Source organism: Mycobacterium syngnathidarum (assembly GCF_001942625.1).
In the GTDB taxonomy this organism is placed as follows: domain Bacteria; phylum Actinomycetota; class Actinomycetes; order Mycobacteriales; family Mycobacteriaceae; genus Mycobacterium; species Mycobacterium syngnathidarum.
Map to the genome: position 1 here is coordinate 539,726 of NZ_MLCL01000089.1, position 25,055 is coordinate 564,780.

Below are 25,055 nucleotides of genomic sequence, written 5' to 3' on the forward strand. Positions count from 1 at the left end.
GGTGATGCGTAAAGCCCTGCCCAAGCCCACCCAGACCGGCGTCGCCACCGGTTGTGCCGCAGTGGTGGCGGTCGCCGCCGTATGGGCGTTGAGCGACATCGGAATTCAAGACCTGCCCCTGGGCCGCACTTCCCCGTCCGACACCATGGCGGTGACCGTGGTGCTGCCGACCGCCGACGGCATCACCATCGGCGCAGACGTGCGCAACGGGCAGAAGGTGGTGGGCCGGGTGAGCGGCATGAGCCTGGCCGCCTCGGGCGCCTCGGTGCAGCTGAGCCTGAGCGATGCCGACGGACTGGACTCCGCGACGGTGGCCAGTGTGGAACTGCCCTCGGCCCTCGGCAATCCGTTCGTCCGGCTCAGCAGCGCCCAGCCGGCACCGCAGCGAGCACTGCGCGACGGCGACGTGATCCCGCCCAGCCACACCGAACTGGGGCCGCAGATCGAAAGCGCGCTGGCCACATTCGGCGCCCTGCTGTCCCGTAGCGGCGTCGACCAGCTGGCCACCATCGTCACCGAACTGGACAAGGCATTCGCCGGCCGGGCCGACAAGGTGCGCGGCCTGATCGACTCGATGTCGTTGCTGGCCGCCAAGGCCTCCGAACACCAGGGGGAATTCGATCAGGCGATGAGCCTGGCCGCCAACATCGCCGGGCAGTTCGGCAACGAGCAGAAGGCCGTGACCGGATACCTCGACGCGGTACCCAAGGTGGTGGCGATGCTCGATGTGCAGCGCGCCAAGCTGCAAACCCTGTTCTCCTCGACCACCGCGCTGGCCGCCACCGCCAACAGCGTGCTGCAATCGACCGACCTCAACACCATGGTGACCGACGCGGGCACCGTCGTCGGCATGATGGGTACCTTCAACGACCGGCTCGGCGCGATGCTCACCTCGATGAACACCTTCCTGGAGAAGTTCGGCAGCTCGGTGCACGGCGACTACCTGATGTTCGATGGGGCCCTGGACATTCCGGGCACCATCGACAAACTCCTCACCGGAGGGTTGATCGTGAACGGCACCCCGATCACCGGGGACGTCGCCCTCGAAGGGTTTTTGTCGGGAGGCCTGAATTGAGACGTCTGGTAGTGGTTCAGCTGGCGATCTTCGCGGTGATCGCCGCGATCGTCATCCCGTTCGGAGTCCGTTACGTGGCCGGGCCGCAAGGCTTCCGGACGCCGATGACGCTGACCGCGACGATGACCGACGCGTTCGGACTTACCGCGGGAACCAGCGTCACGGTACGCGGCGTGCAGGTCGGCACCGTCGACGACGTGTGGCTGGACCCCGACGGCACGGCCATGGTGCGGCTGGCGATCGACCCCGACACCCGGATCCCGCGGGACGCGATCCTGACCGTCGGGATGGGCACGGCCGCGGGCATCCAGAGCGTCGACATCATGCCGCAGTCCGACACCGGGCCCTACCTGGCCTCCGGTGACACCATCGCCGCCCCGGCCGACCGGCAACCGATCCAGATGGACCGGATCATGGGCGACACCGCTCAGTTGGTGAAAGGCATCGACACTCAAGCGGTTCGGGACGTCGGCACCGAGCTGTCGAACGCATTCGACGGGCTGGGGCCCGATCTGGCCATGCTGCTCGACAACGCGTCGGACATGTCCACCCGGATCCGCAACCAGACCGGTCAGCTGCAGCCGCTGATCGAGGGCACCGCCGAGCTCGTCACCACGATGGCCGGGCAGGGCGACCCGTTCGTGCGCGGTATGGGCGCCAGCGCGCGGTTGGCCAATCAGCTCGACGGCAGCGGACCGGCATTCCTGTACCTGACCGACCACTCGCCGGCCGCGCTGGCCTCGCTGCAACGCGTGCTCGACACCTATCAGGGCACCTTCGGCGCCACCCTGGCCAACCTCGCCACCGTGACCCCCATCATCGGCGACCGCACCGACTCGTTGCAGACGGGACTGTCGACGATCCCGAAAGGCCTGCAAGACCTGACCTCGATCGTCAAGCTGGACGCCACCGGCCAGACCCGCGCCGACTTCTCGCTGATCGCCACCCAGGGGCCGGTGTGCAACTACGACGTCGACCGGCGAGCCATCGGTGACGTCAGCCCGACCGAACCGAACCTGGTGATGTACTGCCCGCCCGCACCCGACATGCTGATGCGGGGCGCGATCAACGCACCCCGACCCAACGATCTCGGCCTGCAGAACTCGCAGACCCCCGGGCACCCGATCGGCCCCGAGGTGGTCAACGACCCGGTCAAGGTCCCGACCCTGGCCCAGCTGGCCTACAAATGGCGCAGCATCCTGAAAGGTGGCCCGCAGTGAGCAATTCCGATGACGACTCCGTCGGCTCCGCCGACAACGACCGCAACGAATCGGTGCTGACGTTGGAGGATCCTTCAGAAGGCACAGCAGACACCACAGACGAAACCGACGAGCTCGAAACTGCGTCCGGGTCAGGCCGGACCAGGCGCCCGGTGGTGGTCGGCCTGATCGCACTACTGGCCCTCGCCGCCACCACGGCGCTGGTGCTGTTGTCGATCAGCGAATACCAACACCGTCGCGATGACGCCTTGCGCAGCCAGGCCGTGGCGATGTCGCGGGACTACCTGGTGGCGATGGCCGCGTTCGACTACCAGAAGATGGACGCCAACCGCGAACACATCGTCGCCAATTCCACGCCCGGCTTCGCGGCCAAATACGACGAGATGGTCAAGGCGCTGCGCGACATCGTGGTGACCAGCAAAGGTGTCGCGACCGCGACCGCAGACCACGTGGTGGTCGACTCACTCGACGGCGACGCGGCGACCGTCGTGGCGTTCGTCGATCAGCATGTCACCAATGTGACTGCGCCCCAAGGCAGCGACCAGAAGTACCGCATGGTGGTCAAGCTGGTGCGCAGCGGCGATCGCTGGATCGTCGACGACGTGCAGACCGTGTAATCCCCCCCCGTTAGCCATAGTTCGCCCCCGAGAGGAGTCCCATGCCGGCGACATACGTGGATCTGGCCGCCGAACCGCGGTTGACCACTGCCGAAACGCGCATCACCGTCACTCAGCGGGTGCCCCGGTGGATCCGCAAGAAACACGTCGACCTCACCGACGCACTGGACTTCTGGTCCGCCGCCGGGGCGGCGGCCAACGTCATCATGCAGATGAGCTGGCCGGAAGTCGGCTACGGCGTGGCCGAAAGCCGGTTGGAGTCAGGCAGTTTGGTGCACCACCCGTGGAAGCGGTTGCGCACCACCGCGCAGTACCTGACCGTGGCGATCCTCGGCACCGACGAGGAGAAGAACGCCTACCGCGAGGCGGTCAACGTCGCGCACCGCCAGGTCAGATCCACCGAAGACAGCCCGGTCAAGTACAACGCGTTCAACCGCGAACTCCAGTTGTGGGTGGCGGCATGCCTTTTCATCTTCTACGAGGACACCCATCAGCTGCTGTACGGCACCATGACCGAGGAGCAAGCCGAGACCTTCTACCAGAGTGCGATGACGATCGGCACCACCCTGCAGGTGCTCGAAGAAATGTGGCCGGCCACCCGGGCAGACTTCGACGCGTATTGGAACACCGCGTGCGAACGCGTCGACATGACCCCGTTCGTACGGGATTACCTCATGGTCCTGGTGGACCTGCGGATGATCAACTGGCCGATGCGCAAGATGCTCGCGCCGCTGCTGCGGTTCTTGACCATCGGCTTCCTGGCGCCGGTGTTCCGCGACGCGATGGGACTGGAGTGGACCGAAACGGACCGGCGCCGGTTCGAACACCTCTTCCTGTTCGTGGCGTTCGTCAACCGCTTCCTGCCGAAGTCGCTGCGCAACGGCAACTACACGGTGCTGATGAAGGATCTGCGCCGCCGGATCCGTCGCAAGAAGGCGCTGATCTGACGCCGGCGGCGGCCGATCTCGGCCCGGACACCCTGCTGGGGCGTCATCTGCCGGACCGACGGTTTCTGTTCGTGCTGCCGCGGGCGGTCTGCCTGCAGTCGCTGCATCCGACGATCGCCACCGGGATCTCCCAGCATGCCCTGCTGCGGCGACGGGTCTGGCTGCACCACAAACGCACAGTGACCCAGGCGATCCGGATCGCCTTCGCCGAGGTGGACATGCGCCCCTACATCCGGTTCGCACACGAAGAGGTCAAGGGCCGTGATCCGGCCGGGCAGAAGTACCACGCGCTCAATCCCGAGGTGTTCCACTTCCAGCACGCCACCTACGTGGAAAGCCTTGTGATGATGGTCAACACCTTCATCCGGAGGCTCGACGAGCGCGAGCACGAGCAGCTCTATCAGCAGTGCTGCGCGTGGTACCGCCGCTACGGCATCTCCACGCGGCCGATGCCGGCGAGCTGGCCCGATTTCTGTGCGTACTTCGAAGCGGCGTGCCGCACTCAGCTGAGCGCGGGTGCGCACTTCGAGCCGTTCCGCCGGCAGATGTTCGCGCCGACGGACTGGTGGCCGCGGACCGTGCCGCGCCGGGCGATCCGGGCCATGCAGCACCCCCGGGCGGCCGAGTTGACCGGAACCCAGATCAACCCTGGCGATCGGCGCGCCCTGCGGCGGTTCACCGTGCTCAGCCGTGCCCTGTCCTGACCTTCCGCCGAAACGGCATTCCAGCAGGTGGTTACTCGCACAAGTCCTGCCGGCATGCCATTTCGGCGAGGGAAGGGGCGAGAATGAGCGGGTGCGCAGACCTCGGATGTTGTGTGGCGTTGTCGCAGTGGCGTTGGCCGCCATGACCGGTTGCACGAGCACCGTGTCCGGTACCGCCCAGCCGAAGGCTCCGCCACCGGAGGAGATCAAGCTCGAGCAGATCATGTTGCCGATCGAGGAACTCAAGGCGATCGTCGGTGCCAAGAACCTGGTGTTGACCGGAAATTCCGCGGAGATGAACGACAACTTCCCGAAAGTTCGTAGCGAAAGGTGCCTGGCCGCACTGTATCCCGCCGAAGACATGGACTACCGGTTCACGTACTGGACCGCGGTACGCAACCAGATAGCCCAAGACTCAGACTCCGACCACCGACATTGGGTGCAACAGGCCGCGGTGCTCTACACCTCTGAGGACGAGGCCCGAAGCATGCGGAAGATCTCGGCGAAGGTATGGGGCGAATGCACCGGATCTGCGGTCCCGATTCACGAGGAGCACGGCATCGAGGTCTGGAACATCGGCGAGCTCATCTTCGGCGATGAGCTGATCAAACAGACAGCCACCCGCGAGGGCACCGACGGATGGTCCTGCCAGCACGCCAGCGCGACGGTCTCCAGAATTTCCGTCGAGGCCAAGGTGTGCGGTTATGACATCCACGACCAGGCAGCCACCGTCGTCAACAAGTTGGTCGCCAACGCGCGGCGCTGAACAGCTCAGCGGTGCTCAGGACGCCGGCTTGGTCGCCGCGTGCAGCGCCACGATGCCGCCGGTCAGGTTGCGCCACTTGACCTGTGACCACCCGGCCTCGCCGATGCGCCGGGCCAGCTCGGCCTGATCCGGCCAGGCCCGGATCGACTCGGCCAGATACACATAGGCGTCCGGATTACTCGACACCGCGGTGGCCATCCGCGGCAGCGCCTGCATCAGGTACTCCTTGTAGAGCGTGGCGAACGCAGCGTTGGTCGGCGTGGAGAACTCGCACACCACCAGCCGGCCACCGGGCCTGGTCACCCGGGCCATCTCACGCAGACCAGCGACGTGGTCGACGACGTTGCGCAAGCCGAAGCTGATCGTGACCGCGTCGAACACCCCGTCGGCGAACGGCAGCCGGGTGGCGTCGGCCCCCACCTTCGGCACCGGGCGCGACGCCCCCGCGGCGAGCATGCCCACCGAGAAGTCCGCGGCCACGCACCAGGCACCCGAGGACGCCAATTCGACCGTCGACACCGCGGTGCCTGCCGCCAGGTCGAGCACCTTGTCGCCGGGGCCGATGCCGAGCGCCGCGCGGGTCTGCCGGCGCCAGAACCGGTCCTGCCCGAGTGAGAGCACCGTGTTGGTCAGGTCGTAGCGCCGTGCCACGGCATCGAACATCGACGCCACTTCGTGGGGGTTCTTCTCCAGGCTCGCTCGACTCACGCCGCCGACGCTACCCGTAGCCATCCCGGTGAATTTTCTGCGACCGGGAATTGGGGTTCGGCACACCGACTTGAACCTGATCATGAGTGAAAAAGTGTGGTTCATCACCGGTGCACCGAGAGGATCCGGCCGCGGCGGTCCTCCAGATCGTCGACGCTGAGAACCCGCCGCTGCGGGTGTTCTTCGGCGAGCTGCCGTTGCAGCTGGCCAAGGCCGATTACGAGAGCCGGCCGGCGACGTGGGAGCAGTGGCAGCCGGTGTCGGTGCTCGCGCAAGGGTAGCGGCGTTTCATCCGGCAATACCCGGGGAAGCCTGCATAGATGCCGGAGACCGTCACACAGAAGCTGATCGGATCCCATCTCGTCTCCGGGTCGATGACGCCCGGGGACGAGATCGCGATCCGCATCGACCAGACGCTGACCCAGGACGCCACGGGGACGCTGGTCATGCAGGAACTAGAGGCGCTCGGGCTCGACCGGGCCCGCACCGAGGTCAGCGTGCAATACGTCGATCACAATCTGCTGCAGACCGACGAGAAGAACGCCGAGGACCACGAGTACCTGCGGACCGCTGCGCAACACTTCGGTTTGTGGTTCTCCAAGCCCGGCAACGGGGTCTCCCACCCGACTCACATGCAACGCTTCGGCATACCCGGCAAGACGATGGTGGGTTCGGACTCCCACACCCCAGCGGCCGGATCGCTGGGGATGTTGGCGATCGGCGTCGGCGGGCTCGAGGTGGCGCTGGCCATCGCCGGCGAGCCGCTGCACCTTCGCGCGCCCGAAGTGTGGGGAGTGCGCCTGGAAGGCAGGCTGCCGCAATGGTGTTCGGCGAAAGACGTGATCCTGGAGATGTTGCGGCGCCATGACGTCAAGGGCGGCGTCAATCGCATCATCGAATACCACGGCCCCGGGCTGGCCGGGCTGTCGGCCATGGACCGCCACGTCATCGCCAACATGGGAGCCGAGCTCGGCGCCACCACGACCGTGTTCCCCAGCGACGACGCGGTGCGTGATTTCCTCGTCGCCGAGGACCGCAGTGACGACTGGGTTGAGCTCGTGGCCGACGACGGTGCGCAATACGACATCGACGAGGTCATCGACCTGTCGGCACTCGAACCGCTGATCGCCAAGCCGTCGTCGCCGGGCAACGTCGTCCCGGTGTCGGAGGTGGCAGGCGAACCGGTGGCCCAGGTTGTCATCGGCTCCAGCGCCAACCCCGGATTGCGGGACTTCGCCATCGCCGCGGCGATGGTGCACGGCCACCAGACCTCGCCCGACGTCAGCTTCGATGTCAACCCCACCTCCCGTGAGATCCTCACCGACCTGACCACAATGGGCGCCACGACCGAGCTCGTGATCAACGGTGCGCGGATCCACCAGGCGGGCTGCATGGGTTGCATCGGGATGGGCCAGGCCCCGGCCACCGGCCGCAATTCCCTGCGCACCATGCCCCGCAACTTCCCCGGCCGCTCCGGCACCAAGGAGGATTCGGTGTGGCTGTGCTCCCCGGAAACCGCTGCGGCGTCGGCGATCACGGGTGTCATCACCGACCCCAGACAATGGGCCGCCGACAACGGGATCGAGTATCCCGAGCTTGATCTGCCCGCCCACTGCAGCGTCAACACCGCCATGCTGGTCGCCCCCGCCGCACCCGAGCAGGCCCAGGCTGTCGAAGTCATCAAGGGCCCCAACATCTCCAGCCTGCCGGAGCTGACGCCGCTGCCCGACGTGATCGAGGCGCCGGTCCTGCTCAAAGTCGGCGACAACATCTCGACCGACGAGATCTCCCCGGCGGGTGCCCGGGCGTTGCCGTTCCGGTCGAACATCCCGAAACTCGCCACCTTCAGCTTCACCCAGATCGACGAGACCTATCCGCAACGAGCGCAGTCCGCGCAAACCGGCCACATCATCGTCGGCGGGGAGAATTACGGCCAGGGCTCCTCACGCGAGCACGCCGCGATCGCGCCGCGCTATCTCGGGTTGCAGGCGGTGATCGCCAAGTCGTTCGCGCGTATCCATTGGCAGAACCTGGCCAATTTCGGCGTGCTGGCACTGGAATTCGCCGATCCCGCCGATTACGACTCGGTGGCACAAGATGATGTGCTGACGCTGGGCGGGCTGCGGCAGGCACTGGCCGAGGGCGATCCGATCACAGTGACCAACACCACGCAGGGCACGTCATTTCCGGTGCGCCATCACCTTTCGCCGAGGCAGATCCGGCATGTGCTGGCCGGTGGGCTCATTCCGTGGCTGGCCGCGCAGGAGAAAAACTAGATCGATCCCCGCCAGCAAAGGGCCCGCGGGCGTAGCCTTGGGCCCATGCCGACGATCACGACTTCTGACAATGTCGAGATTTTCTATCGGGATTGGGGCTCGGGCCAGCCGATCGTGTTCAGCCACGGGTGGCCGTTGTCCGCCGACGACTGGGACACGTTCATGCTGTTCTTCCTGCAGCACGGTTACCGTGTCGTCGCCCATGACCGCCGGGGCCACGGACGCTCATCGCAGGTGGCCGACGGTCACGACATGGACCACTACGCCGACGACCTCGCCGCCGTCGTCCAGCACCTGGACCTGCACGATGCCATCCACGTCGGGCACTCGACCGGCGGCGGTGAGCTGGTGCGCTATCTGGCGCGCCACGGCCTGGACCGGGCCGCGCATGCGGTGCTGATCAGCTCGGTGCCCCCGCTGATGGTGCAGACCGACGCCAACCCGGGCGGGCTGCCCAAGTCGGTATTCGATGACCTGCAGGCACAGTTGGCGGCCAACCGTTCGGTGTTCTACCGCGCCCTGCCGTCAGGCCCGTTCTACGGCTTCAACCGGGAACAAGAGAAGACCCCGCAGCCTGCCCGCGAGGCGATCATCGCCAACTGGTGGCGACAGGGCATGATGGGCGATCCCAAAGCCCACTACGACGGCATCGTTGCGTTCTCCCAGACCGATTTCACCGAGGATCTCAAGAAGATCACCCTGCCGTCGTTGGTGATGCACGGCGAAGACGACCAGATCGTGCCGTACGCCGATTCCGGTCCGCTGTCGGCGAAGCTGCTGCCCAACGGGACCCTCAAGAGCTACCCAGATTTCCCGCACGGCATGCCGACCACCCAGGCCGAGACGATCATGGCTGACCTGCTGGCGTGGCTGCGCTCCTGAACCTGTTGCGCCTGAACCTTGTTGCGCCCGAAAGATGATCAAGCCGCGCGCAGCTGCCGCAGGCCCTGCACGGCCTCATAGTGCCCGATCAACTCATCGCAGATGGCCGGCCAGGTGCGACTCAGCACGCTTCGGCGTGCGGCCAACGAGTAGCGCGACCGCTCGGCGATCAGATGTTCCACGGAGGCGGGCAGAGTGGACTCGAACTCGTCGACCGGCAGCAAGAGCCCGGTGCGGTACGGCGCCACGAGATCTCTGGGACCACCCGCATCGGGAGCGATCACCGGCAGCCCTGAGGCCATCGCCTCCTGCACGGCTTGGCAAAACGTCTCGTGCTCACCGGGATGGACGAAGACGTCCATGCTGGCGTAGGCCGCGGCCAGCTCTGGCCCGTGCAGTTCACCGGTGAAAACGGCTGTGGGCAGGACCGTTTGGAGTTTGGCGCGATCCACCCCGTCGCCCACCACCACCAGCTGCAGGTCCTCACGCCCGGCCAAGGCTGCCAGCCGCTCCACATGCTTCTCGGGCGCCAGCCTCCCGACGAACCCCACGATCGGCTTGCCCTCGGCAGACCACGACGCGCGCAACTGCTCATCGCGCGCCGACGGCGCGAAACCGGTGATGTCAACCCCGCGGCCCCACTTGAACACGCGCGGAATCCGATGTGAATCAAGGTTTTCCATCGCCGACGTGGACGGCGCCAGGGTGCGGTCGGCCTTGCTGTGCAACCGCCGCGTCCACGCCCACGAGGCCCGCGAGAGGACGCCGATGCCGTAGCTCTCGGCGAAGCCGGCGACATCGGTCTGGAACACCGCCACCGTCGGCACACCCAGATAACGGGCCGCGTGCACCCCACCCCAGCCGAGCAATGCCGGCGACGCGAGATGCACGACGTCCGGGTCGAAGCCGCGCAGCACGTTCACCATCCGGGGCCGCGGCACACCCAGCGGCAGCGAGGTCACCTTGGGAAACATCCGCGACGGCACGCGGTGCACCCGCACCCCGTCGTGCAGGCGTTCGGCCGGCGGCTGACCCCGCGGCGTGTCCGGGGCGATGACGAGTACCTCGTGGCCCGTGCGGCGGAGATGCTCGATCACCCGAAGCACCGAGTTGGTGACGCCGTTGACATTCGGGAGGAAGGACTCTGCAACGATCGCAACGCGCACACTTGGATGGTTCCAGCGGCACCTGTCGCCGAGGTAGCGTCCGGGGATACGACACGCTAAAACCTGATGCGCAGGGATAGGGTTGCCGCATGCGATTGTCCCGCGTCGCCGCAGCGATGCTGGCCGTGCTGGCCTTGTCCGTTGCCGGCTCCACCGCGGGCTGCAGCCGCGTCGTCGACGGCACCGCGCAGGCCAGCGGAAACAAGCCGGGCAGCGAGATCACCAAGGACGGCGCGGGCATCAAGATCGGCTACGCCGACGCGCCCGCGCAGATCGAGTTGTTCACCGAACCGCAGTGCCCGGCATGCGCCCACCTGCAGCACGAGTCCGGCGACGCCATCGCTGCGGCCGTCGGCCAAGGCCGCCTGGCGGTGACGTACCGCCCACTGACCTTCCTGGACCGCTCCGTCACGGAGTACTCGGCGCGCGTCGCCAACGCGCTGTTCCTGGCCGCGGGCCCGAACACCACCGGGACCGCGTTCCAGGCATTCGTGCAGGACCTTTGGGGCCACCAGCAACCCGAGGGCTCGCCCGGACCCACGGACGAAGCCATCGCGGCCATGGCCTCCGACAGCGGGGTCGGCTCCGAGCAGGTCGACGAGATCGCCACCGGAGAAAAGGCGATCGACGCCGGCCAACTCAACGACGCCAACGCCGGACTGCTCAGCGAAACCCAGTACGAGGTGTCCACCCCGGCGGTCTACGACCTGGTGGGCCAGCAAGTGGTGGACACCAGCGACCCCGACTGGCTGGACAAACTACTGACTACGCCGCAGAGCTGACCCGGCTCAGCCGTCGCTGCAGGAACGCCAGCAGCGTCAGCGCCGCGGCCGCGACCAGCCAGCCCACCACCGCGATCGAACCGGCCGGGATGATCGCCAGCGACGCATTGCGGTCGCGGACCCGCACCAGATCGGGATTGTTCTTGTCGTACTCGACATAGATCCGCATCCCGGCGTCGAGTTCGGACGGGTACAGCACGCCCAGCTCCGGGCGGTAGGTGACGCGGTCGGGTGTCACGAACTCGATCGTCGAGCGGCGCGGCCCGGCGCTGAGCACCTCCGCGGCGGCCACCCCCATGTGGCGCTCGATCTGCTGATCGTTGCGCCAGGCGCCGACCACCAGTAGCACCGACTGCAGCGTGACCAGACATGCGGCGATCACCACACCGATGCGCACCCGGCGGATGATCCGCTGCGACCGCGTCTCCCCCGGTTCGCCGTACAGATGCGGAATCAGCGGCTGCATCCACGCCCGCAAACGGGCCGCGATCTGCGCCGGCCTCACAGGGCCGCCTTGATCGACGCGTGCAGGGCGCGCAGCGACGACCGGTCGGCCTTCACCTCCAGCACCCGCATGCCGTCGAAGGGTTCGGCCAGCGCCGCGGCGAGATCGCCGACCTCCATCTGCCGGCTGTCGACGTGATACGCGCGGCACAACGCCGCGACATCCACATCGTGCGGGGTGCCGAAGATCCGTGACGAGACATCGGCGAACCGTGGATCGCCCTGCTCGAGCAGCTCGAAGATGCCGCCGCCGTTGTCGTTGGACACCACGATGGTCAGGTTGCGCGGTGTCGGCTCGGTGGGCCCGATCAGCAGGCCCGAGCTGTCGTGCACGAAGGTCAGGTCCCCGATCAGCGCGATGGTCCTGCGCGGCCCGTTGCCGCCACCCGCCCGTTCGTGGGCCAGCGCCGCACCGATCGCCGTCGACACCGTGCCGTCGATACCGGCCACACCGCGGTTGGAACGCACCTTGACCCCCTCGGTGCCCGGACCCACCAGCGCGGCGTCGCGCACCGGGTTGGACGCGCCCAGCACCAGCTGATCCCCGGGCCGCAACGCGTCGGCGACCACGGCGGCCACGTGCAGGCCGGTGGTCAGCGGATGCGACGCGAGTTGATCGCGTACTGCCGCGACGGCGTGGCCGTTGAGCTCGCTGCAGCGGGCCAGCCAGGCCGGGTCGGGCGCGCCGGCCGTCACCGCACGGGTGCCGGTGGCCATCGAGTTGCCCGACACATCGGGCCAGCGCGGGCCGGTGGTCAGCGCATAGACCGGCACCGCCGGATCGGCCAGCAGCGCCGAAACCGGCCGGTGCAGGGTGGGACGGCCCAGCATGATGACCTGTTTGGGATGCACCAGGCGCAGTGCCAGTGGGTGCAGCGGGTTCTCCGGACGCGGCGCGGTGGGCTCGGCCACCGTCGGCAACCCGGCCAGATTCGGGTGAACACCGGCACCGTGCCCGGCAATCACCACGGTGTCGGGGGTGAGGTCGATCTCCAGCGGCTGGTCGAAACTCACCGGCGGGGTATAGGTCCAGGGCTTGCCGTCCGGGCGGCCCGGCGGGATCGATGAATCCCCGTGTGCGCGGTCGGGAACCAGCGGTTCGCGCAACGGGATGTCGAACTGCACCGGCCCGGCGTTGGCCGTGCGCGATCCGGTGGCCGCCGCCAGCACCCGGCAGGTCGCCGAACGCCACTGGGCGTTGAGGGTGTCCAGTTCGCCGGGTTGGCTCCCGGTCAACTCGGGCGCCAGGCCCAGACTGATGTTGGCGCGCACCTGAGTACCGAAATAGCCCAGCTGCTCGAAGGTCTGGTTGGCGCCGGTGCCCAGCATCTCGTACGGCCGGTTGGCGCTCAGCACGATCAGCGGCACCCGGGCGTAGTTGGCCTCGACGACCGCGGGGCCGAGGTTGGCGACCGCCGTGCCCGAAGTCATCGCGATACAGACCGGGGACCGTTCGTCCGTGCCTCCCCCGGTCGCGAGCCCGATGGCCAGATACCCGGCCGTACGCTCGTCGATCCGGACATGCAGCCGGATCCGGCCGGCGCGGTCGGCGTCGGACAGCGCGAACGCCAGCGGGGCGTTGCGCGAGCCCGGGCACAGCACGACATCGCGGACACCGCCGCGGATCAGTTCGTCGACGACCACGCGCGCCTGTGCCGTCGATGGGTTCACCACTCCACCTTATTCTTCAGTACTGGCCGGTCAGACCGGTCTGACCGGCCAGGAACTCGAGCAGCGCGGCATTGACGACGTCCGGCTTCTCGATGAAACCCAGGTGGCCTGTGTCGGGGATCTCCAGGTACCGGGCGGTGGGGATCGCGTCGGCGACCTCACGACCCAGGTGAGCGGGCAACACCACGTCGTCGGCAAACCCCATGACCAGCACCGGCGTGGTGATGGACCGGTAGGCCGGAAGCCGGTTGTCCTCGGGCCCGACATCGAGCTGCGTGAGCAGGCCCGGGGTCTGCTTGGTGGGCCACATGGTGAACATCTCGGCCCAGTCGCGCACCAGGCGGTCGTCGTTGAGCGTCTTGGGCGAGAAGCTCTCCAACATCCGCATCTTGGCGTCGAACTTCGGTGGCAGCTGAACACCCGAGGTCGCAAAATCCCGCTCGGCGTCGCGGAAGAACTCACGGGCCCGGTCGTGCCGGCCGCGGGTGGCCATCAGCACCGCCGAGCGCACCAGGTCAGGGCGGGCCAGCATCAGTTCCTGGGCGATGTAGGAGCCCATCGACACCCCCACGAGGTGCGCAGGTGCCGCCCCCAGCGTCTCGATCAGCTCCGCGGTGTCGGCCACCATCTGCGCGGTCCCGAACCCCGCGGCGTTCTCCGTAGCGCCGACCCCGCGGTTGTCGAAGGTGATGACGCGGTAACCGGCCCGCTGCAACGCCGGGACCTGATGCAGATGCCAGGTGCGGCCGGCACCTCCGCGGCCCGCGATGAACAGCACCGGCTGGCCCTTGCCTCGGTCGTCATAAGCCAGATTCACCCGGCCGACGCTACTTCATGACGGTCAGTGCAACAGATCACGCGCTCAGGCCGGATTAGCGCTCACGCGGTGCGGCGCCCCCGCACCTTGCGGATCGCCTGATCCCACGCCAGCAGCACCCCGGCCTTGAGCGGTTCGGGTTTGATCATGTCCTTGCTCAGCAGCGCGGTGGCGCCCGCCTTCGTGGTCGCGCTCGCCTTCGACATGTGCCCGGAGTCGAACGGGGGCTGGGGGTCGTACTCGATCATCAGCTGGATGGCCTTGGCCTTCGCCTGGCCGGCGATCTGGCCGGCGAGCCAGATGCCCAGGTCGATTCCCGCCGAGACGCCCGCCGCGGTGATCACTTTGCCGTCGGGGTCGGCGCGCACGATGCGCTGGTCCCCCACCGGCTTCGCGCCCATCATCTTCAGCGCGCTCAGCACCGACCAGTGCGAGGTGGCCGGTTTCCCGTCCAGCAGGCCCGCTGCGGCCAGCGCCAGCGAACCCGAGCACACCGACGCCATCCAGGTGGTCCCCGGGTACACCTGGCGCAGCCAGTCGAGGACCTTCTCATCCCTGGCCACCATGGTGGTACCCGGACCGCCGGGCACCAGCACCACGTCGGGTGACGGGGTTTCGTCGAAACTGTGGGTGGCGCCCACAGTCAGCACGCCGGAATCGGCGGTGACGGGGCCCGGCTCGTGCCAGACGAAACGCACTTCGGTGTCAGGCAGGTTGCGCAACACCTCATAGGGCCCGATGAAGTCGAGCGCGGTGAAGCTGGGGTACAACACGATGGCGATCTGCATGGGTTGGTCCTTTCAGGCGGTTAAATCCGCACTCCTCGAGTGCGCGGATGTCTTTCGATATTGGTCGGGTGAAATACCGAGGCGTCGAACGAAATTGCGCCTCATGGTCTCCGCGGTGCCGAACCCGCACCGGGCGGCGATCGCGGTGACGGTGTCGTCGGACTCCTCGAGCTGGCGGCGCGCGGCATCGGTGCGGATACGCTCGACGTAAGCGCCGGGTGCTTCCCCGACCTCATCGGCGAACACCCTGGTGAAATGCCGCGGGCTCATCGCCGCGCGCCGGGCCAGCTCGGAAATGCTGTGTGTGCCACCGGGTTCGGTCTCGATAGCTTCCTGCACCGCACGGATCGGGGCCCGTTTGGCCCGTGGCATCCACACCGGCGCGGCGAACTGTGTCTGCCCGCCGGGGCGGCGCAGATACAGCACCAGGTACCGGGCGACCGTCTGCGCGACGTCGGTGCCGTAGTCATCCTCGACCAGCGCCAACGCCAGGTCGATCCCCGCCGTGACGCCGGCCGCCGTCCACACCTGCTCGGAGCTCCGGACGAAGATCGGCTCCGGATCGACTGCCACTAAAGGGAATTCCTCGGCCATCCGGCGCGCCTCGGACCAGTGGGTGGTGGCCGGGCAGCCGTCGAGCAGGCCGGCCTGCGCAGCCAGGAACGCTCCTGTGCACACACTGACGACGCGGCGGGCGTGCTTGGCCGCGGTGCTGATCCAGTCGACGACGGCCGGGTTGCCGCGGGCAGCGTCGGCGCCGATTCCGCCCGGGATGACGATCGTGTCGATCGGCTCATGAGAGCCGGGCAACGGGGCCGCGACGAACTCCAACCCGGTGAGGGTGGCCACGGGTTGGCCGTCCACGGCGGTCAAGGTGACGGCATAGCCGTCGTCGGGCCTGCCCTTTCCGGCCAGGACCAGAGTGGCGGTGGAAAACACGTCGAACGGCCCGACCAGGTCCAGGGCCTGCACCCCGGCATAGCCCAGGATCATCACCGATCGCATCACCTCTTCAGTGTTCGCGACCTCGGCGATGGCGTCTATGCCGTGTACCCCACAAATCAGGACATCGATCTATTGGCGGCTGCAACGCTGGAGTGGCGCCCGCCCTCGACTGCCACGCCAGCGTGACAACGGCGATCGAAACGACCGAGGCACACTCACCGCGGCGGCGTCCCTACTCCAATATCAGCGGGTGGCACTGCCGCACGCGATCGATCCACCATTGCCGTCGCTGCGGCGTCGCGGCCAGCTCCGAGAGCCGGGCAGGATCCGGAACAACCGTCCCGACCGGCAGATATCCGTCGACCGGCGCTGGAACGCCGGCGACATCGGCCACGAAGAAACCGCCGGTGCCCAGCCCGCACGCATGCTCCAGCTCGGGCAACGCGGCAGCGGCCAGCAGTCCGCGCGCGATGCCCACCGCGGAATCCAGCGCACTGGACACCACGACGGGAATGTCGATCTGCGCGGCGATGTCGAGCATCCGCGTCACCCCGCCCAGCGGCGCGACCTTGAGCACTGCGACGTCAGCAGCGCGAGCGCGCACCACCCGCAGCGGATCGGAGGCCTTGCGGATCGACTCGTCAGCGGCGATCGGCACCGCCACCTGCTGCCGCAGGGCCGCCAGCTCATCAACTCTCGCGCACGGCTGCTCCAGATATTCCAGCGGCCCGTCGGCGGTCAGCGCCGCGGCGGCCGCAGCGGCCTCTTCCACCGTCCAGCCGCCGTTGGCATCCACCCGCACCACCGGGACCTGCGCGCGCACGGCGTTGACGCGCGCGACGTCATCGGCCAAGGTCTGTCCGGGTTCGGCCACCTTGACCTTGGCCGTGCGCGCCCCGGGGAACCGCGCCAGGATCTCCGGCACCTGGCCCGCCGGCACGGCGGGCACGGTGGCATTGATCGGGACACGGTCCCGATACACGACGGGCGCGGGCCGATATGCCGCTTCCACCGCTGAGGCCAGCCAGGCCGCCGCCTCGGGCGGCTCGTATTCGACAAATGCGCCGAACTCACCCCAGCCGGCCGGGCCGTCGATCAGCGCTACTTCACGAACGGTGATGCCGCGGAAGCGAACTCGCATCGGCAGGGCCACGACGTGCAGGCGTTCGAGGATATCGTCAAGCGCCGCCGTCGCGTCAGTCACGCCATCAATGATGCCCAAACGGTCAGGCCGCGCCCAATGTCCGCTGGATGTCGGGCTTCATCTGGTTCAGCTGTGCACCCCAGTAACCCCAGGTGTGGGTGCCGGTCGGCGGGAAATTGAACACCGCGTTGTGCCCACCGGCGGCCACGTACTGGTCGCGGAAGTTGAAGTTGCTCTGCAGCGCCGTGTTTTCCAGGAAGGTGGACGGCAGGTCACCGCCACCCAGCTCGCCCGGGGTGCCCGACCCGCAGTACACCCAGATGCGGGTGTTGTTCGCGGCCAGCCGCCCCACCTGCAGTGTCGGGTCGTTGCGCGCCCACGCCGGATCGCCGGGCGGCCCCCACATCGCCTCGGCAGAGAAACCGCCCGAGTCACCCATGGCCAGCCCGATCAGCCCGGGCCACGGACCGGCAGACGGGTTCAGGAACGCCGACAACGATGCCGCGTACCGGAACTGCTGCGGGTAGTACGCGGCGAGAATGAGCGCCGAACTGCCCGACATCGACAGCCCGACGACAGCATTGCCGGACGAGGACACCCGCTTGTTGGCGGCGAGCCACTGCGGTAATTCGCTGGTCAGGAAGGTCTCCCACTTGTACGTCCACACCCCGCCGTTGCCCGCGGCCGGCTGGTACCAGTCGGTGTAGAAGCTCGACATGCCGCCGACGGGCATGACCACCGACAACCCGGATTGGTAGAACCACTCGAACGCCGGGGTCTCGATGTCCCACCCGTTGAAGTCGTCACGTGCCCGCAGCCCATCCAGCAGATAGACGGCGTGGGAGCCGCCTCCCTGGAACTGGACTTTGACGTCGCGCCCCATCGCCGCGGACGGCACCGACAACATCTCGACCGGCAAACCCGCCCTTGACCAGGCACTTGCACGTGGCGGCGGCCCGAGTAGCCCACCGGTCACCACCAGGGCCAGGACGATCAAGATCCCGAACCCGCGGGACATCTTCTGCAATCTATGCGCATGTGCCATGTCCGCACCCCACATCTCCGCGCACACGTATGGGGCCGAAAATACTCCCCTGAGAAGGGGAAATGAAGAGCCGGCAGCAGCCTGTTCCTACACCGTGGCGCGGTCGCGGCCCTCCCAGTACGGCTTGCGCAGATCCTTCTTGAGGATCTTGCCGGTCGGATTTCGGGGCAGCTCGTCGACGACGTCGACTGATTTGGGGCACTTGTAGGCCGCCAGATGGTCCCGCGCGAACGCGATCAACTCTCGTTCGGAAACGTCGCCCTCCAGTGTCACAACGGCTTTCACCGACTCGCCCCACTTCTCGTCCGGCACGCCGATCACCGCGACCTCGGTGACAGCGGGATGTTCGGCCAGTACCCGCTCGACCTCGATCGAGTAGATGTTCTCGCCGCCGGAGATGATCATGTCCTTGAGCCGGTCTTCGACGAAGATGTAGCCGCCGTCGTCGACGCGGCCGATGTCGCCGGTGCGGAACCAGCCCTCGGGCGTGATCGACTCCGCCGTGGCCTCCGGACGGTTGAGATAGCCTTTCATCAATTGCGGTGAACGGAACCACAATTCACCCTGTTCACCGACCGGAACCTCGGCCCCGGTGTCCGGGTCGACGACCTTGACCTCGGAACCGGGAACCACGGTGCCGGCACTCATCAGCCGCGCTTCACTGGCCCCACGATGGTCCTCCGGCCCCAGTCGGCTGATCGCACCCGACACCTCCGTCAGTCCGTACACCTGGATGAACTCCGTTTCCGGCCAGGCCTGCAAAGCAGAACGCAACAGCGGCAACGGCATTGGCGACGCCCCATAGGCGAAGGTCTTCAACGCGCCGAACAGCTTCACAGCGTCCTCCCCGGTGTCGAACACCTTGGCCAGCACGGCAGGCACGAGGAACGTGCGGTTCGCCCCGGCCAAGATGCCACCGGCCAGCGCCATCCCGTCGACGTCACGCGTCATGTACGTCGGCGCCCCATGATGCAGCCCCCACTGCATGTACGACGACCCGCCGACATGGAACAGCGGCATGGCCACCAAGCTCTTGTCCCCGGCGCTGAGCGTCCAGCCCTCGAATGCGTTGATGGTGTGAGCGATGACGTTGGCATGGGTCAGCGCAATACCTTTGGGCCGGCCGGTGGTGCCCGAGGAGTACATGATGATGGCCACGTCGTCGGGCTGCGCATCCGGCGACCGGTCCACCGGCGACGCACTCGCCAGCAGCGCCTCATACTCGTCGCCGTCACCACCCTCGGGTGTCACCGTGACGATGTGCTCGACGGACGTGAGCCGGTCGGCGATCGCGTCGATGCCGCCCCGCAACTCCTCGCCGACCACGAGCACCTTGGCGCCGCAGTCGTTGAGCACGTAGTCCAGCTCGTCGGCGGCGAGGCGGAAGTTGATGATGGCGGTGCCCGCCCCCAGCGACGCGGCGGCGATGGTCGTCTCGACGCAGGCCGGGTGGTTCTTGTCGACGAGCGCGACGACGTCGCCGCGCGCCACGCCCCATGCACTCAGTGCGCCGGCCAACCGCTGGATCCGGTCGTACCACTGCGACCAGGTCCAGGTGCGGCTCAGATAGGTGACCGCCTCGTCGTCAGGTCTGGTGGACGCCCAGTGAGCGACGCGTTCGTCGAGAAACTTCGGTGCCGGCAAATCTGACATGCCCCGAGCGTGCCACGGCACGCGACCCGTCAACCGGCTTTCGGACAAACCTGACGGCCCGCCAGGAACGTGGCCTGTACCTCCAGGTCGGCGATGGCTTCCGGGGCGGTTTCGCGCGGGTCGGCGGACACGATCACGAGGTCGGCGTACTTGCCGACCTGCAGTGAGCCGATCACGTTGTCGGCGAACAACTGCCACGCCGCATCGATGGTCTGCGCCCGGATCCCCTGCTCGACGGTCAGCCGCTCTTCGGGCGCCAGGACACGACCGCTCGGCGCGGTGCGGGTGACGGCCACACTGATGTTGCGCAGCGGCTCCTCCGGGGTGACCGGCGGATCGTTGTGCAGGGAGATCCGCATGCCGGTCGCCACGGCCGACCCCGCGGGCATCCACCGGCCGCCGTGCTCGGGGCCGAACAACCCGTCGACGAGCACATCGCCCCAGTAGTGCAGATGGTCGACGAACAGACTGCAGGTGACGCCAAGGGCATGCGCCCGCCGCAGCTGCTCGGGCGTGATGGCACCGACGTGTTCCAGCCGCAGCCGATGATCGTCGCGGGGATGTGCGCGCAGCACCTCTTCGTAGACGTCGAGGATGGTGTCCACCCCGGCGTCCCCGTGCACATGGCAGGCCAGCTGCCAGCCCTGCGGGAAAAAGGTGCCGACGATCTCGGTGAGCTGCTCTTTGGTGTAGTTGGCGTGGCCGCAGGAACCGGGCACCACCCCGATGGTCCGGGTGGCATCGGTGTCCAGGTACGGGAACGTCAGGTCGATGTTGCCGACCCACGGCGACCCGTCGACCCAGATCTTGATGCCGACCTGACGCACGGTGTCGTCGCCCTCGAACGGGCTGGCGTCTGTGTGCAGGGCGGCGGTCGACATCTCGTAGGTCCGCAACCGCACCGTCAACTGGTCGTGCATCTGCGCCAGCAACGGCCGAAACATCGGGTCGAACGCCATCTCCGAGCACGTGGTCAGCCCAGCCCGGTTCAGGCGCGCGCATTCGGCGGCCAGCATGGCCGGATAGTCGCCCACCGAGATGGCGTCCCCCAGCAGTCCGAACACCGCTCCGGTCTCCTCGGCCGTACCGTCGAGATTGCCGTCGGCATCACGGCCGTACTTGGCGCCCTTGGGATCCGGGGTGTCTTTCGTCAGCCCGGCGCGCCGGGCGGCCGCGGTGTTGAAGTACGCCTTGTGGCCCGAATTGTGCACGATCACCAACGGCATCCGCGGCGCGACGCTGTCCAGCCAGGCCAGCGTCGGCTCGGGCAACCCGTGCTGCAGCAACGGGTCCCAGCCGTTGAGGAAGGCACCATCGGCCCCGCGTTTGGCCACCTCGGCACCGATCGCGTCGAGCACCGCCTCCGCGCCGGCCAGGGTGACCGGACGGATGTCGACGATCCGGCCGGACAAGGCCACCGCCTCCATCAGCGGATGACCGTGCGCCTCAACGAAACCCGGCATGACACAACCGTCGACCTCACGGACATCGGTCTCCGGACCGACCCAGGCTGCCACCTCGGAGCGGGGCCCGACGGCGACGATGCGACCGCCGGAGACCGCGAGCCCCTCGGCTGTGGGTTGCGTCTCGTCGACGGTCAGGATGGTTCCGTACAGGGCGAGATCAGCTGGGCTGGTCATGTTCGCGATGCTAAGGCGTGGTGACGTTGGCCCGGGTGCGTCCCCAGAAATCCGTGTCGCCGATCTGCGTGGAAGTGGTTCGGCCGTCACGTCGCAGGATGATCACCCGGTCGTCGTCCAGGCCACTGCCCGCCTCTGCGGCGATCACCAGGATCGACCCGTTCGGTGTCGCGGTGGCGCGGACATAACCGTCGAGATTGCCGACCACCGCGAGAGTGTCGCCGGTATCGATGTCGAACAGCCGCAACTCGTCGACACGGGGATCGTCGGCCCGCTCCCCGCCGACCAGCACCACCCCGTGGTCGACACCGAGCGGCGCAGCCGACGAATGGTAGTGGCTGAACATGTGGGTGCCCTCGGCGAGCTGAGCAGGCGTGGCCAACGCGGCCGGGGTGCGGACCACCTCGTACACCAGCTCCTTCTTGGTGAGTCCGTCGAGCCGCGCGAGCACCTTGCCACCGCGCATCAGCTGCGGATCCGGCGATCGGTACGGCTTGGGAATCGAGATGGTGGTGCCGTCGGGCAGCACCATGCCGTCGGGCGTCGCGGCCGGGTCGACGTGGATGATCCCGAAATCGGAGTCGGCCGTGGGGGTGGACTTGTCCAGCAGCGTGGTGCGCCAGGCCTCGGCGAATTCGTCGGTGACCGCCGCGGGCTCCGTCGTCCCCAGCGGCACCGCCTCGACCACCCCGGAATCCGTCAGCGCGACAACGGCATCCAGACGCGGGTCGACGTTGTACCCGTTGAAGGACTCGACGTAGTGCTCGCCGACGGTGCCCTCGACGATGCTTCCGTCGTCGGCTTTCACGATCGACAGACCCCGATCGCTGGCGACGTACGCCAGGCCGTCGGCCACGGCGAGCACACCACGCTCCCACCCGTGCCCGTCGTGGAGCTGGACGTCCCACAACAGTTCACCGGTATCCAGCGAAAGTGCCGCCACCCGTTCCTGCCAGGTGTCGCCGGAACCGAACGGCGGGCCCACCGTCCCGCCGGTGCGCCCGTAGGCGACCAGCACCGCATCCTGGTCGTGCACCGTCGCGTAGGCGACGACCGGCCCCACGCTGACCATGGGCTGATTGGCCAACCGTGTGCTGGCGAAAATCCCGGCGAGCAGCCCGACCACCACGACCGCGATCGCGGCGATCTTCCACATGGGGACGTTGCGTTGCGCGCCGGCTAGCGCGTCGTCGGTCATGAAATCCATATCTATCGGCCGCCTCTAAGAGGCGCCTGGCCTGCGGATTGAGAAAATTCCAAAAAGTTTTCGAGCCGTGTCGATTTTCGTGGGGTGCCGTTCGACGTAGTAACGAGGGCACGATAAGCGAGCCCCTTCCCTACGCACGAAGGAGACACACAATGTCGCGCTACATGCTGATCATGCGTTCCACCCCCGAGGCCGAGGTCGCCATGGCCGAGCAGAACATCGACTTCGACGAGATCATCGCGTCGATGGGCCGCTACAACGAGGAGCTCATCAAGGCCGGTGTGCTGCTGGCCGGTGAGGGACTGACCGACCCGGAAGAAGGCTTCGTGGTCGATTTCAACGCCGATCCGCCGGTGGTCACCGACGGGCCCTACACCGAGGCCAAGGAACTGTTCAACGGGTTCTGGATCCTCGACGTGTCCTCCAAGGAGGAGGCCAAGCAGTGGGCCCGGAAATGCCCGCTGGGCCAGGGCGTGAAGCTGGAGGTCCGCCGGGTCAGCGAGACCGACGAGTTCCCGCAGGACAACGAGTGGGTGCAGAAGGAGATCCAGTGGAAGGCCGAGGTGGCCGAGAAGCTGGCCCGGCAGGCCCGCGAGGCCGCCAACCGCTGATCGGGCACAGACCCCGGCGGTCCCTAACCCGCCGGGGCCTGGCTCCCACCCCCCACAATCAGTCACGCTAGGCAGCGCTGAATGCCGCGACACGAGTACCGCGCTACCTGTATTTCGATCGGTATTTCGGTCCGCGGCCACCATGTGTTACACGCCATATCAGGGGATCGGCTCCACGGTTTCTGGAACACGTTCTAGTCTGGACTCCATGAGTGATGCCTTGCTGCACCATCCGATCCATTCCGGCCACCTCACCGTCGGCGCGCTCAAGCGCAACAAGGACAAGCCCGTGCTGTTCCTCGGCGACACCACGCTGACCGGCGGCGAGCTCGCGGAACGCATCAGCCAGTACATTCAGGCCTTCGAGGCGCTCGGCGCCGGCGCCGGTGAAGGCGTCGGCCTGCTGTCGCTGAACCGCCCCGAGGTGCTGATGATCATCGGCGCCGGCCAGACCCAGGGCTACCGTCGCACCGCACTACACCCTCTCGGTTCCCTCGACGACCACGCCTATGTGCTGACCGACGCCGAGGTGACAACGCTCATCATCGACCCCACCCCCGCGTTCGCCGAGCGGGCCCTCGGATTGCTGGAGAAAGTGCCCTCCCTGCGCCAGGTGCTGACCATCGGCCCCGTGCCCGAGGCCCTGGCCGGTGCCGACGCGTCGGTCGTCGACCTGACGGCCGAGGCCGCCAAGTACTCCCCCGTGCCGCTGGTGGCCGCCGAACTGGAGCCCGATCACATCGGCGGGCTGACCTACACCGGCGGCACCACCGGTAAGCCCAAGGGCGTGATGGGCACGGTGCGGTCGATCACCACCATGACCACGATCCAGCTCGCCGAGTGGGAATGGCCCGAAAATCCGCGATTCCTGATGTGCACGCCGCTCTCTCATGCCGGGGCCGCGTTCTTCGTGCCGACGATCGTCAAGGGCGGCGAGATGATCGTGCTGCCCAAGTTCGACCCCGCCGAGGTGCTGCGGGTGATCGAGGAGCGGCGCATCACCGCGACCATGCTGGTGCCGTCGATGATCTACGCGCTGATGGACCACCCGGACTCCCACACCCGCGACCTGTCGTCGCTGGAGACGGTGTACTACGGCGCCTCGGCGATGAACCCGGTGCGGCTGGCCGAGGCACTCAAGCGTTTCGGGCCGATCTTCGCGCAGTACTACGGCCAGTCCGAGGCGCCGATGGTGATCTCGTACCTGGGCAAGAAGGACCACGACGAGAAGCGGCTGACCTCCTGCGGCCGACCCACCCTGTTCGCGCGCACCGCGCTGCTGGACGCTTCCGGTCAGCCTGTTGCGCAGGGCGAGGTCGGCGAGATCTGCGTGTCCGGGCCATTGCTGGCCGGCGGTTACTGGAAGCTGCCCGAAGCCACCGCGGATACCTTCAAAGACGGCTGGCTGCACACCGGAGACATGGCCCGTGAGGACGAGGACGGCTACTGGTTCATCGTCGACCGGGTCAAGGACATGATCGTCACCGGCGGGTTCAACGTGTTCCCGCGCGAGGTGGAAGACGTTGTGGCCGAACATCCTTCGGTGGCCCAGGTGTGCGTGATCGGCACTCCCGACGAGAAGTGGGGCGAGGCCGTGACCGCCGTGATCGTGCTGCGGCCCGACGCGGCATCCGACGACGAGGCGGTGGCCAAGGTGACCGCCGAGATCCAGGCATCGGTCAAGGAGCGCAAGGGCTCGGTGCAATCACCCAAGCAGGTGATCGTCGTCGACTCCGTGCCGGTGACCGCGCTCGGCAAGCCCGACAAGAAAGCCGTGCGGGCCCAGTTCTGGGAGGGCGCTGCCCGCGCGATCGGCTGACGTTCTCTGTCGGCGCGCTTTGACGGGCCCGTTTTGCCCCGCTTTGTCACGCCCTTTGCCCCGCTTTG

General features: G+C 67.5%; 23 protein-coding genes and 1 pseudogene. 12 read left to right on the plus strand and 12 right to left on the minus strand.

From position 1 onward, the window contains the following. Window positions 1-4: 4 nt before the first annotated feature. The 6 genes from BKG60_RS28475 (at window position 5) to BKG60_RS28500 (ending at window position 5,329) form a co-directional block, all read left to right on the plus strand. The gene (locus tag BKG60_RS28475) at window positions 5-1,075 is read left to right on the plus strand and encodes an MlaD family protein (protein ID WP_070187050.1); all 1,071 of its coding nucleotides are present in this window, start codon (window positions 5-7) and stop codon (window positions 1,073-1,075) included. After that, window positions 1,072-2,295, plus strand: a complete 1,224-nt coding sequence (locus BKG60_RS28480) for an MlaD family protein (protein WP_070187049.1) — start codon at window positions 1,072-1,074, stop codon at window positions 2,293-2,295. Before BKG60_RS28475 ends, BKG60_RS28480 begins: the two co-directional genes overlap by 4 nt. Beyond that, window positions 2,292-2,912 carry a mce associated protein mas1a gene (locus BKG60_RS28485; RefSeq protein ID WP_110765047.1) on the plus strand — a complete coding sequence of 207 codons (621 nt, stop codon included), beginning with the start codon at window positions 2,292-2,294 and terminating at the stop codon, window positions 2,910-2,912. Before BKG60_RS28480 ends, BKG60_RS28485 begins: the two co-directional genes overlap by 4 nt. Before the next feature lie 41 nt (window positions 2,913-2,953). After that, window positions 2,954-3,859, plus strand: coding sequence for an oxygenase MpaB family protein (locus BKG60_RS28490; protein ID WP_075910258.1), 906 nt, complete (start codon window positions 2,954-2,956; stop codon window positions 3,857-3,859). Window positions 3,860-3,906: 47 nt separating this feature from the next. Then, window positions 3,907-4,563 carry an oxygenase MpaB family protein gene (locus BKG60_RS28495; RefSeq protein ID WP_255740597.1) on the plus strand — a complete coding sequence of 219 codons (657 nt, stop codon included), beginning with the start codon at window positions 3,907-3,909 and terminating at the stop codon, window positions 4,561-4,563. Between the two features lie 91 nt (window positions 4,564-4,654). Then, window positions 4,655-5,329: a sensor domain-containing protein gene (locus BKG60_RS28500; protein WP_131827539.1), complete on the plus strand. Its 675-nt coding sequence runs from the start codon at window positions 4,655-4,657 to the stop codon at window positions 5,327-5,329. Between the two features lie 15 nt (window positions 5,330-5,344). Here BKG60_RS28500 and BKG60_RS28505 read toward each other — a convergent pair whose 3' ends face one another. After that, complete coding sequence (locus BKG60_RS28505) at window positions 5,345-6,037, minus strand: demethylmenaquinone methyltransferase (protein ID WP_070187046.1); 693 nt, start codon at window positions 6,035-6,037, stop codon at window positions 5,345-5,347. A gap of 128 nt (window positions 6,038-6,165) precedes the next feature. Between BKG60_RS28505 and BKG60_RS28510 the strand changes: the two are divergent. The 3 genes and pseudogenes from BKG60_RS28510 to BKG60_RS28520 all read left to right on the plus strand — a co-directional run. After that, a pseudogene (locus tag BKG60_RS28510) lies at window positions 6,166-6,318 on the plus strand (short-chain dehydrogenase/reductase); the annotation flags it as partial. Between the two features lie 39 nt (window positions 6,319-6,357). Next, window positions 6,358-8,313, plus strand: coding sequence for an aconitate hydratase (locus BKG60_RS28515; protein ID WP_075910260.1), 1,956 nt, complete (start codon window positions 6,358-6,360; stop codon window positions 8,311-8,313). Window positions 8,314-8,358: 45 nt separating this feature from the next. Then, entirely contained in the window at window positions 8,359-9,195 is an 837-nt protein-coding gene (locus tag BKG60_RS28520; RefSeq protein ID WP_075910261.1) for an alpha/beta fold hydrolase, read from the plus strand. A gap of 38 nt (window positions 9,196-9,233) precedes the next feature. Here the strand turns inward: BKG60_RS28520 and BKG60_RS28525 are convergent, their stop codons facing one another. Then, on the minus strand, window positions 9,234-10,361 hold the full coding sequence (locus tag BKG60_RS28525; protein ID WP_075910262.1) for a glycosyltransferase family 4 protein: 1,128 nt from the start codon (window positions 10,359-10,361) through the stop codon (window positions 9,234-9,236). Window positions 10,362-10,450: 89 nt separating this feature from the next. On the opposite strand from BKG60_RS28525, the gene BKG60_RS28530 reads away from it, so the two are divergent. Next, window positions 10,451-11,143, plus strand: a complete 693-nt coding sequence (locus tag BKG60_RS28530) for a DsbA family protein (RefSeq protein ID WP_234998331.1) — start codon at window positions 10,451-10,453, stop codon at window positions 11,141-11,143. Here BKG60_RS28530 and BKG60_RS28535 read toward each other — a convergent pair. The 10 genes from BKG60_RS28535 to BKG60_RS28580 form a co-directional block, all read right to left on the minus strand. Further along, complete coding sequence (locus tag BKG60_RS28535) at window positions 11,127-11,609, minus strand: DUF3592 domain-containing protein (RefSeq protein WP_070187075.1); 483 nt, start codon at window positions 11,607-11,609, stop codon at window positions 11,127-11,129. The two genes, BKG60_RS28530 and BKG60_RS28535, sit on opposite strands and share 17 nt — an antisense overlap. Before the next feature lie 35 nt (window positions 11,610-11,644). Next, window positions 11,645-13,318 carry a 2-succinyl-5-enolpyruvyl-6-hydroxy-3-cyclohexene-1-carboxylic-acid synthase gene (gene menD / locus BKG60_RS28540; RefSeq protein ID WP_070945965.1) on the minus strand — a complete coding sequence of 558 codons (1,674 nt, stop codon included), beginning with the start codon at window positions 13,316-13,318 and terminating at the stop codon, window positions 11,645-11,647. 16 nt (window positions 13,319-13,334) lie between these two features. Continuing rightward, the gene (locus BKG60_RS28545) at window positions 13,335-14,135 is read right to left on the minus strand and encodes an alpha/beta fold hydrolase (protein ID WP_070945941.1); all 801 of its coding nucleotides are present in this window, start codon (window positions 14,133-14,135) and stop codon (window positions 13,335-13,337) included. A gap of 62 nt (window positions 14,136-14,197) precedes the next feature. Next, window positions 14,198-14,923 carry a DJ-1/PfpI family protein gene (locus BKG60_RS28550; protein WP_070187039.1) on the minus strand — a complete coding sequence of 242 codons (726 nt, stop codon included), beginning with the start codon at window positions 14,921-14,923 and terminating at the stop codon, window positions 14,198-14,200. Window positions 14,924-14,935: 12 nt separating this feature from the next. Then, window positions 14,936-15,928, minus strand: coding sequence for a GlxA family transcriptional regulator (locus BKG60_RS28555; RefSeq protein ID WP_239252258.1), 993 nt, complete (start codon window positions 15,926-15,928; stop codon window positions 14,936-14,938). A 172-nt stretch (window positions 15,929-16,100) separates the two neighbouring features. Further along, window positions 16,101-17,072, minus strand: coding sequence for an o-succinylbenzoate synthase (locus tag BKG60_RS28560; protein WP_070945940.1), 972 nt, complete (start codon window positions 17,070-17,072; stop codon window positions 16,101-16,103). A 22-nt stretch (window positions 17,073-17,094) separates the two neighbouring features. Further along, window positions 17,095-18,030, minus strand: coding sequence for an esterase family protein (locus BKG60_RS28565; RefSeq protein WP_278185133.1), 936 nt, complete (start codon window positions 18,028-18,030; stop codon window positions 17,095-17,097). A 114-nt stretch (window positions 18,031-18,144) separates the two neighbouring features. Next, window positions 18,145-19,710, minus strand: a complete 1,566-nt coding sequence (locus tag BKG60_RS28570; protein ID WP_070945939.1) for a long-chain-fatty-acid--CoA ligase — start codon at window positions 19,708-19,710, stop codon at window positions 18,145-18,147. A gap of 29 nt (window positions 19,711-19,739) precedes the next feature. Further along, the gene (locus tag BKG60_RS28575) at window positions 19,740-21,350 is read right to left on the minus strand and encodes an amidohydrolase (protein WP_075910263.1); all 1,611 of its coding nucleotides are present in this window, start codon (window positions 21,348-21,350) and stop codon (window positions 19,740-19,742) included. 10 nt (window positions 21,351-21,360) lie between these two features. Next, a complete protein-coding gene (locus tag BKG60_RS28580; RefSeq protein WP_239252242.1) occupies window positions 21,361-22,548 on the minus strand; it encodes a PA2928 family protein in 1,188 nt (395 codons plus the stop codon). Window positions 22,549-22,709: 161 nt separating this feature from the next. Between BKG60_RS28580 and BKG60_RS28585 the strand changes: the two genes are divergently transcribed. Together BKG60_RS28585 and fadD8 are read left to right on the plus strand one after the other, a co-directional pair. Next, window positions 22,710-23,168: a YciI family protein gene (locus BKG60_RS28585; RefSeq protein WP_070187035.1), complete on the plus strand. Its 459-nt coding sequence runs from the start codon at window positions 22,710-22,712 to the stop codon at window positions 23,166-23,168. 208 nt (window positions 23,169-23,376) lie between these two features. Then, complete coding sequence (gene fadD8, locus BKG60_RS28590) at window positions 23,377-24,987, plus strand: fatty-acid--CoA ligase FadD8 (RefSeq protein ID WP_075910264.1); 1,611 nt, start codon at window positions 23,377-23,379, stop codon at window positions 24,985-24,987. Window positions 24,988-25,055 lie beyond the last annotated feature (68 nt).

What these genes read in the sequence shown, in the direction of transcription:
- BKG60_RS28475 (WP_070187050.1), top strand. Translation starts at nt 5, where the DNA reads ATGCGTAAAGCCCTGCCCAAGCCCACCCAGACCGGCGTCGCCACCGGT.
- BKG60_RS28490 (WP_075910258.1), top strand. Translation starts at nt 2,954, where the DNA reads ATGCCGGCGACATACGTGGATCTGGCCGCCGAACCGCGGTTGACCACT.
- BKG60_RS28515 (WP_075910260.1), top strand. Translation starts at nt 6,358, where the DNA reads ATGCCGGAGACCGTCACACAGAAGCTGATCGGATCCCATCTCGTCTCC.
- BKG60_RS28520 (WP_075910261.1), top strand. Translation starts at nt 8,359, where the DNA reads ATGCCGACGATCACGACTTCTGACAATGTCGAGATTTTCTATCGGGAT.
- BKG60_RS28530 (WP_234998331.1), top strand. Translation starts at nt 10,451, where the DNA reads ATGCGATTGTCCCGCGTCGCCGCAGCGATGCTGGCCGTGCTGGCCTTG.
- BKG60_RS28535 (WP_070187075.1), bottom strand. Translation starts at nt 11,609, where the DNA reads ATGCAGCCGCTGATTCCGCATCTGTACGGCGAACCGGGGGAGACGCGG.
- BKG60_RS28550 (WP_070187039.1), bottom strand. Translation starts at nt 14,923, where the DNA reads ATGCAGATCGCCATCGTGTTGTACCCCAGCTTCACCGCGCTCGACTTC.
- BKG60_RS28555 (WP_239252258.1), bottom strand. Translation starts at nt 15,928, where the DNA reads ATGCGATCGGTGATGATCCTGGGCTATGCCGGGGTGCAGGCCCTGGAC.
- BKG60_RS28565 (WP_278185133.1), bottom strand. Translation starts at nt 18,030, where the DNA reads ATGTCCCGCGGGTTCGGGATCTTGATCGTCCTGGCCCTGGTGGTGACC.
- BKG60_RS28570 (WP_070945939.1), bottom strand. Translation starts at nt 19,710, where the DNA reads ATGTCAGATTTGCCGGCACCGAAGTTTCTCGACGAACGCGTCGCTCAC.
- BKG60_RS28575 (WP_075910263.1), bottom strand. Translation starts at nt 21,350, where the DNA reads ATGACCAGCCCAGCTGATCTCGCCCTGTACGGAACCATCCTGACCGTC.
- BKG60_RS28580 (WP_239252242.1), bottom strand. Translation starts at nt 22,548, where the DNA reads ATGACCGACGACGCGCTAGCCGGCGCGCAACGCAACGTCCCCATGTGG.
- BKG60_RS28585 (WP_070187035.1), top strand. Translation starts at nt 22,710, where the DNA reads ATGTCGCGCTACATGCTGATCATGCGTTCCACCCCCGAGGCCGAGGTC.
- fadD8 (WP_075910264.1), top strand. Translation starts at nt 23,377, where the DNA reads ATGAGTGATGCCTTGCTGCACCATCCGATCCATTCCGGCCACCTCACC.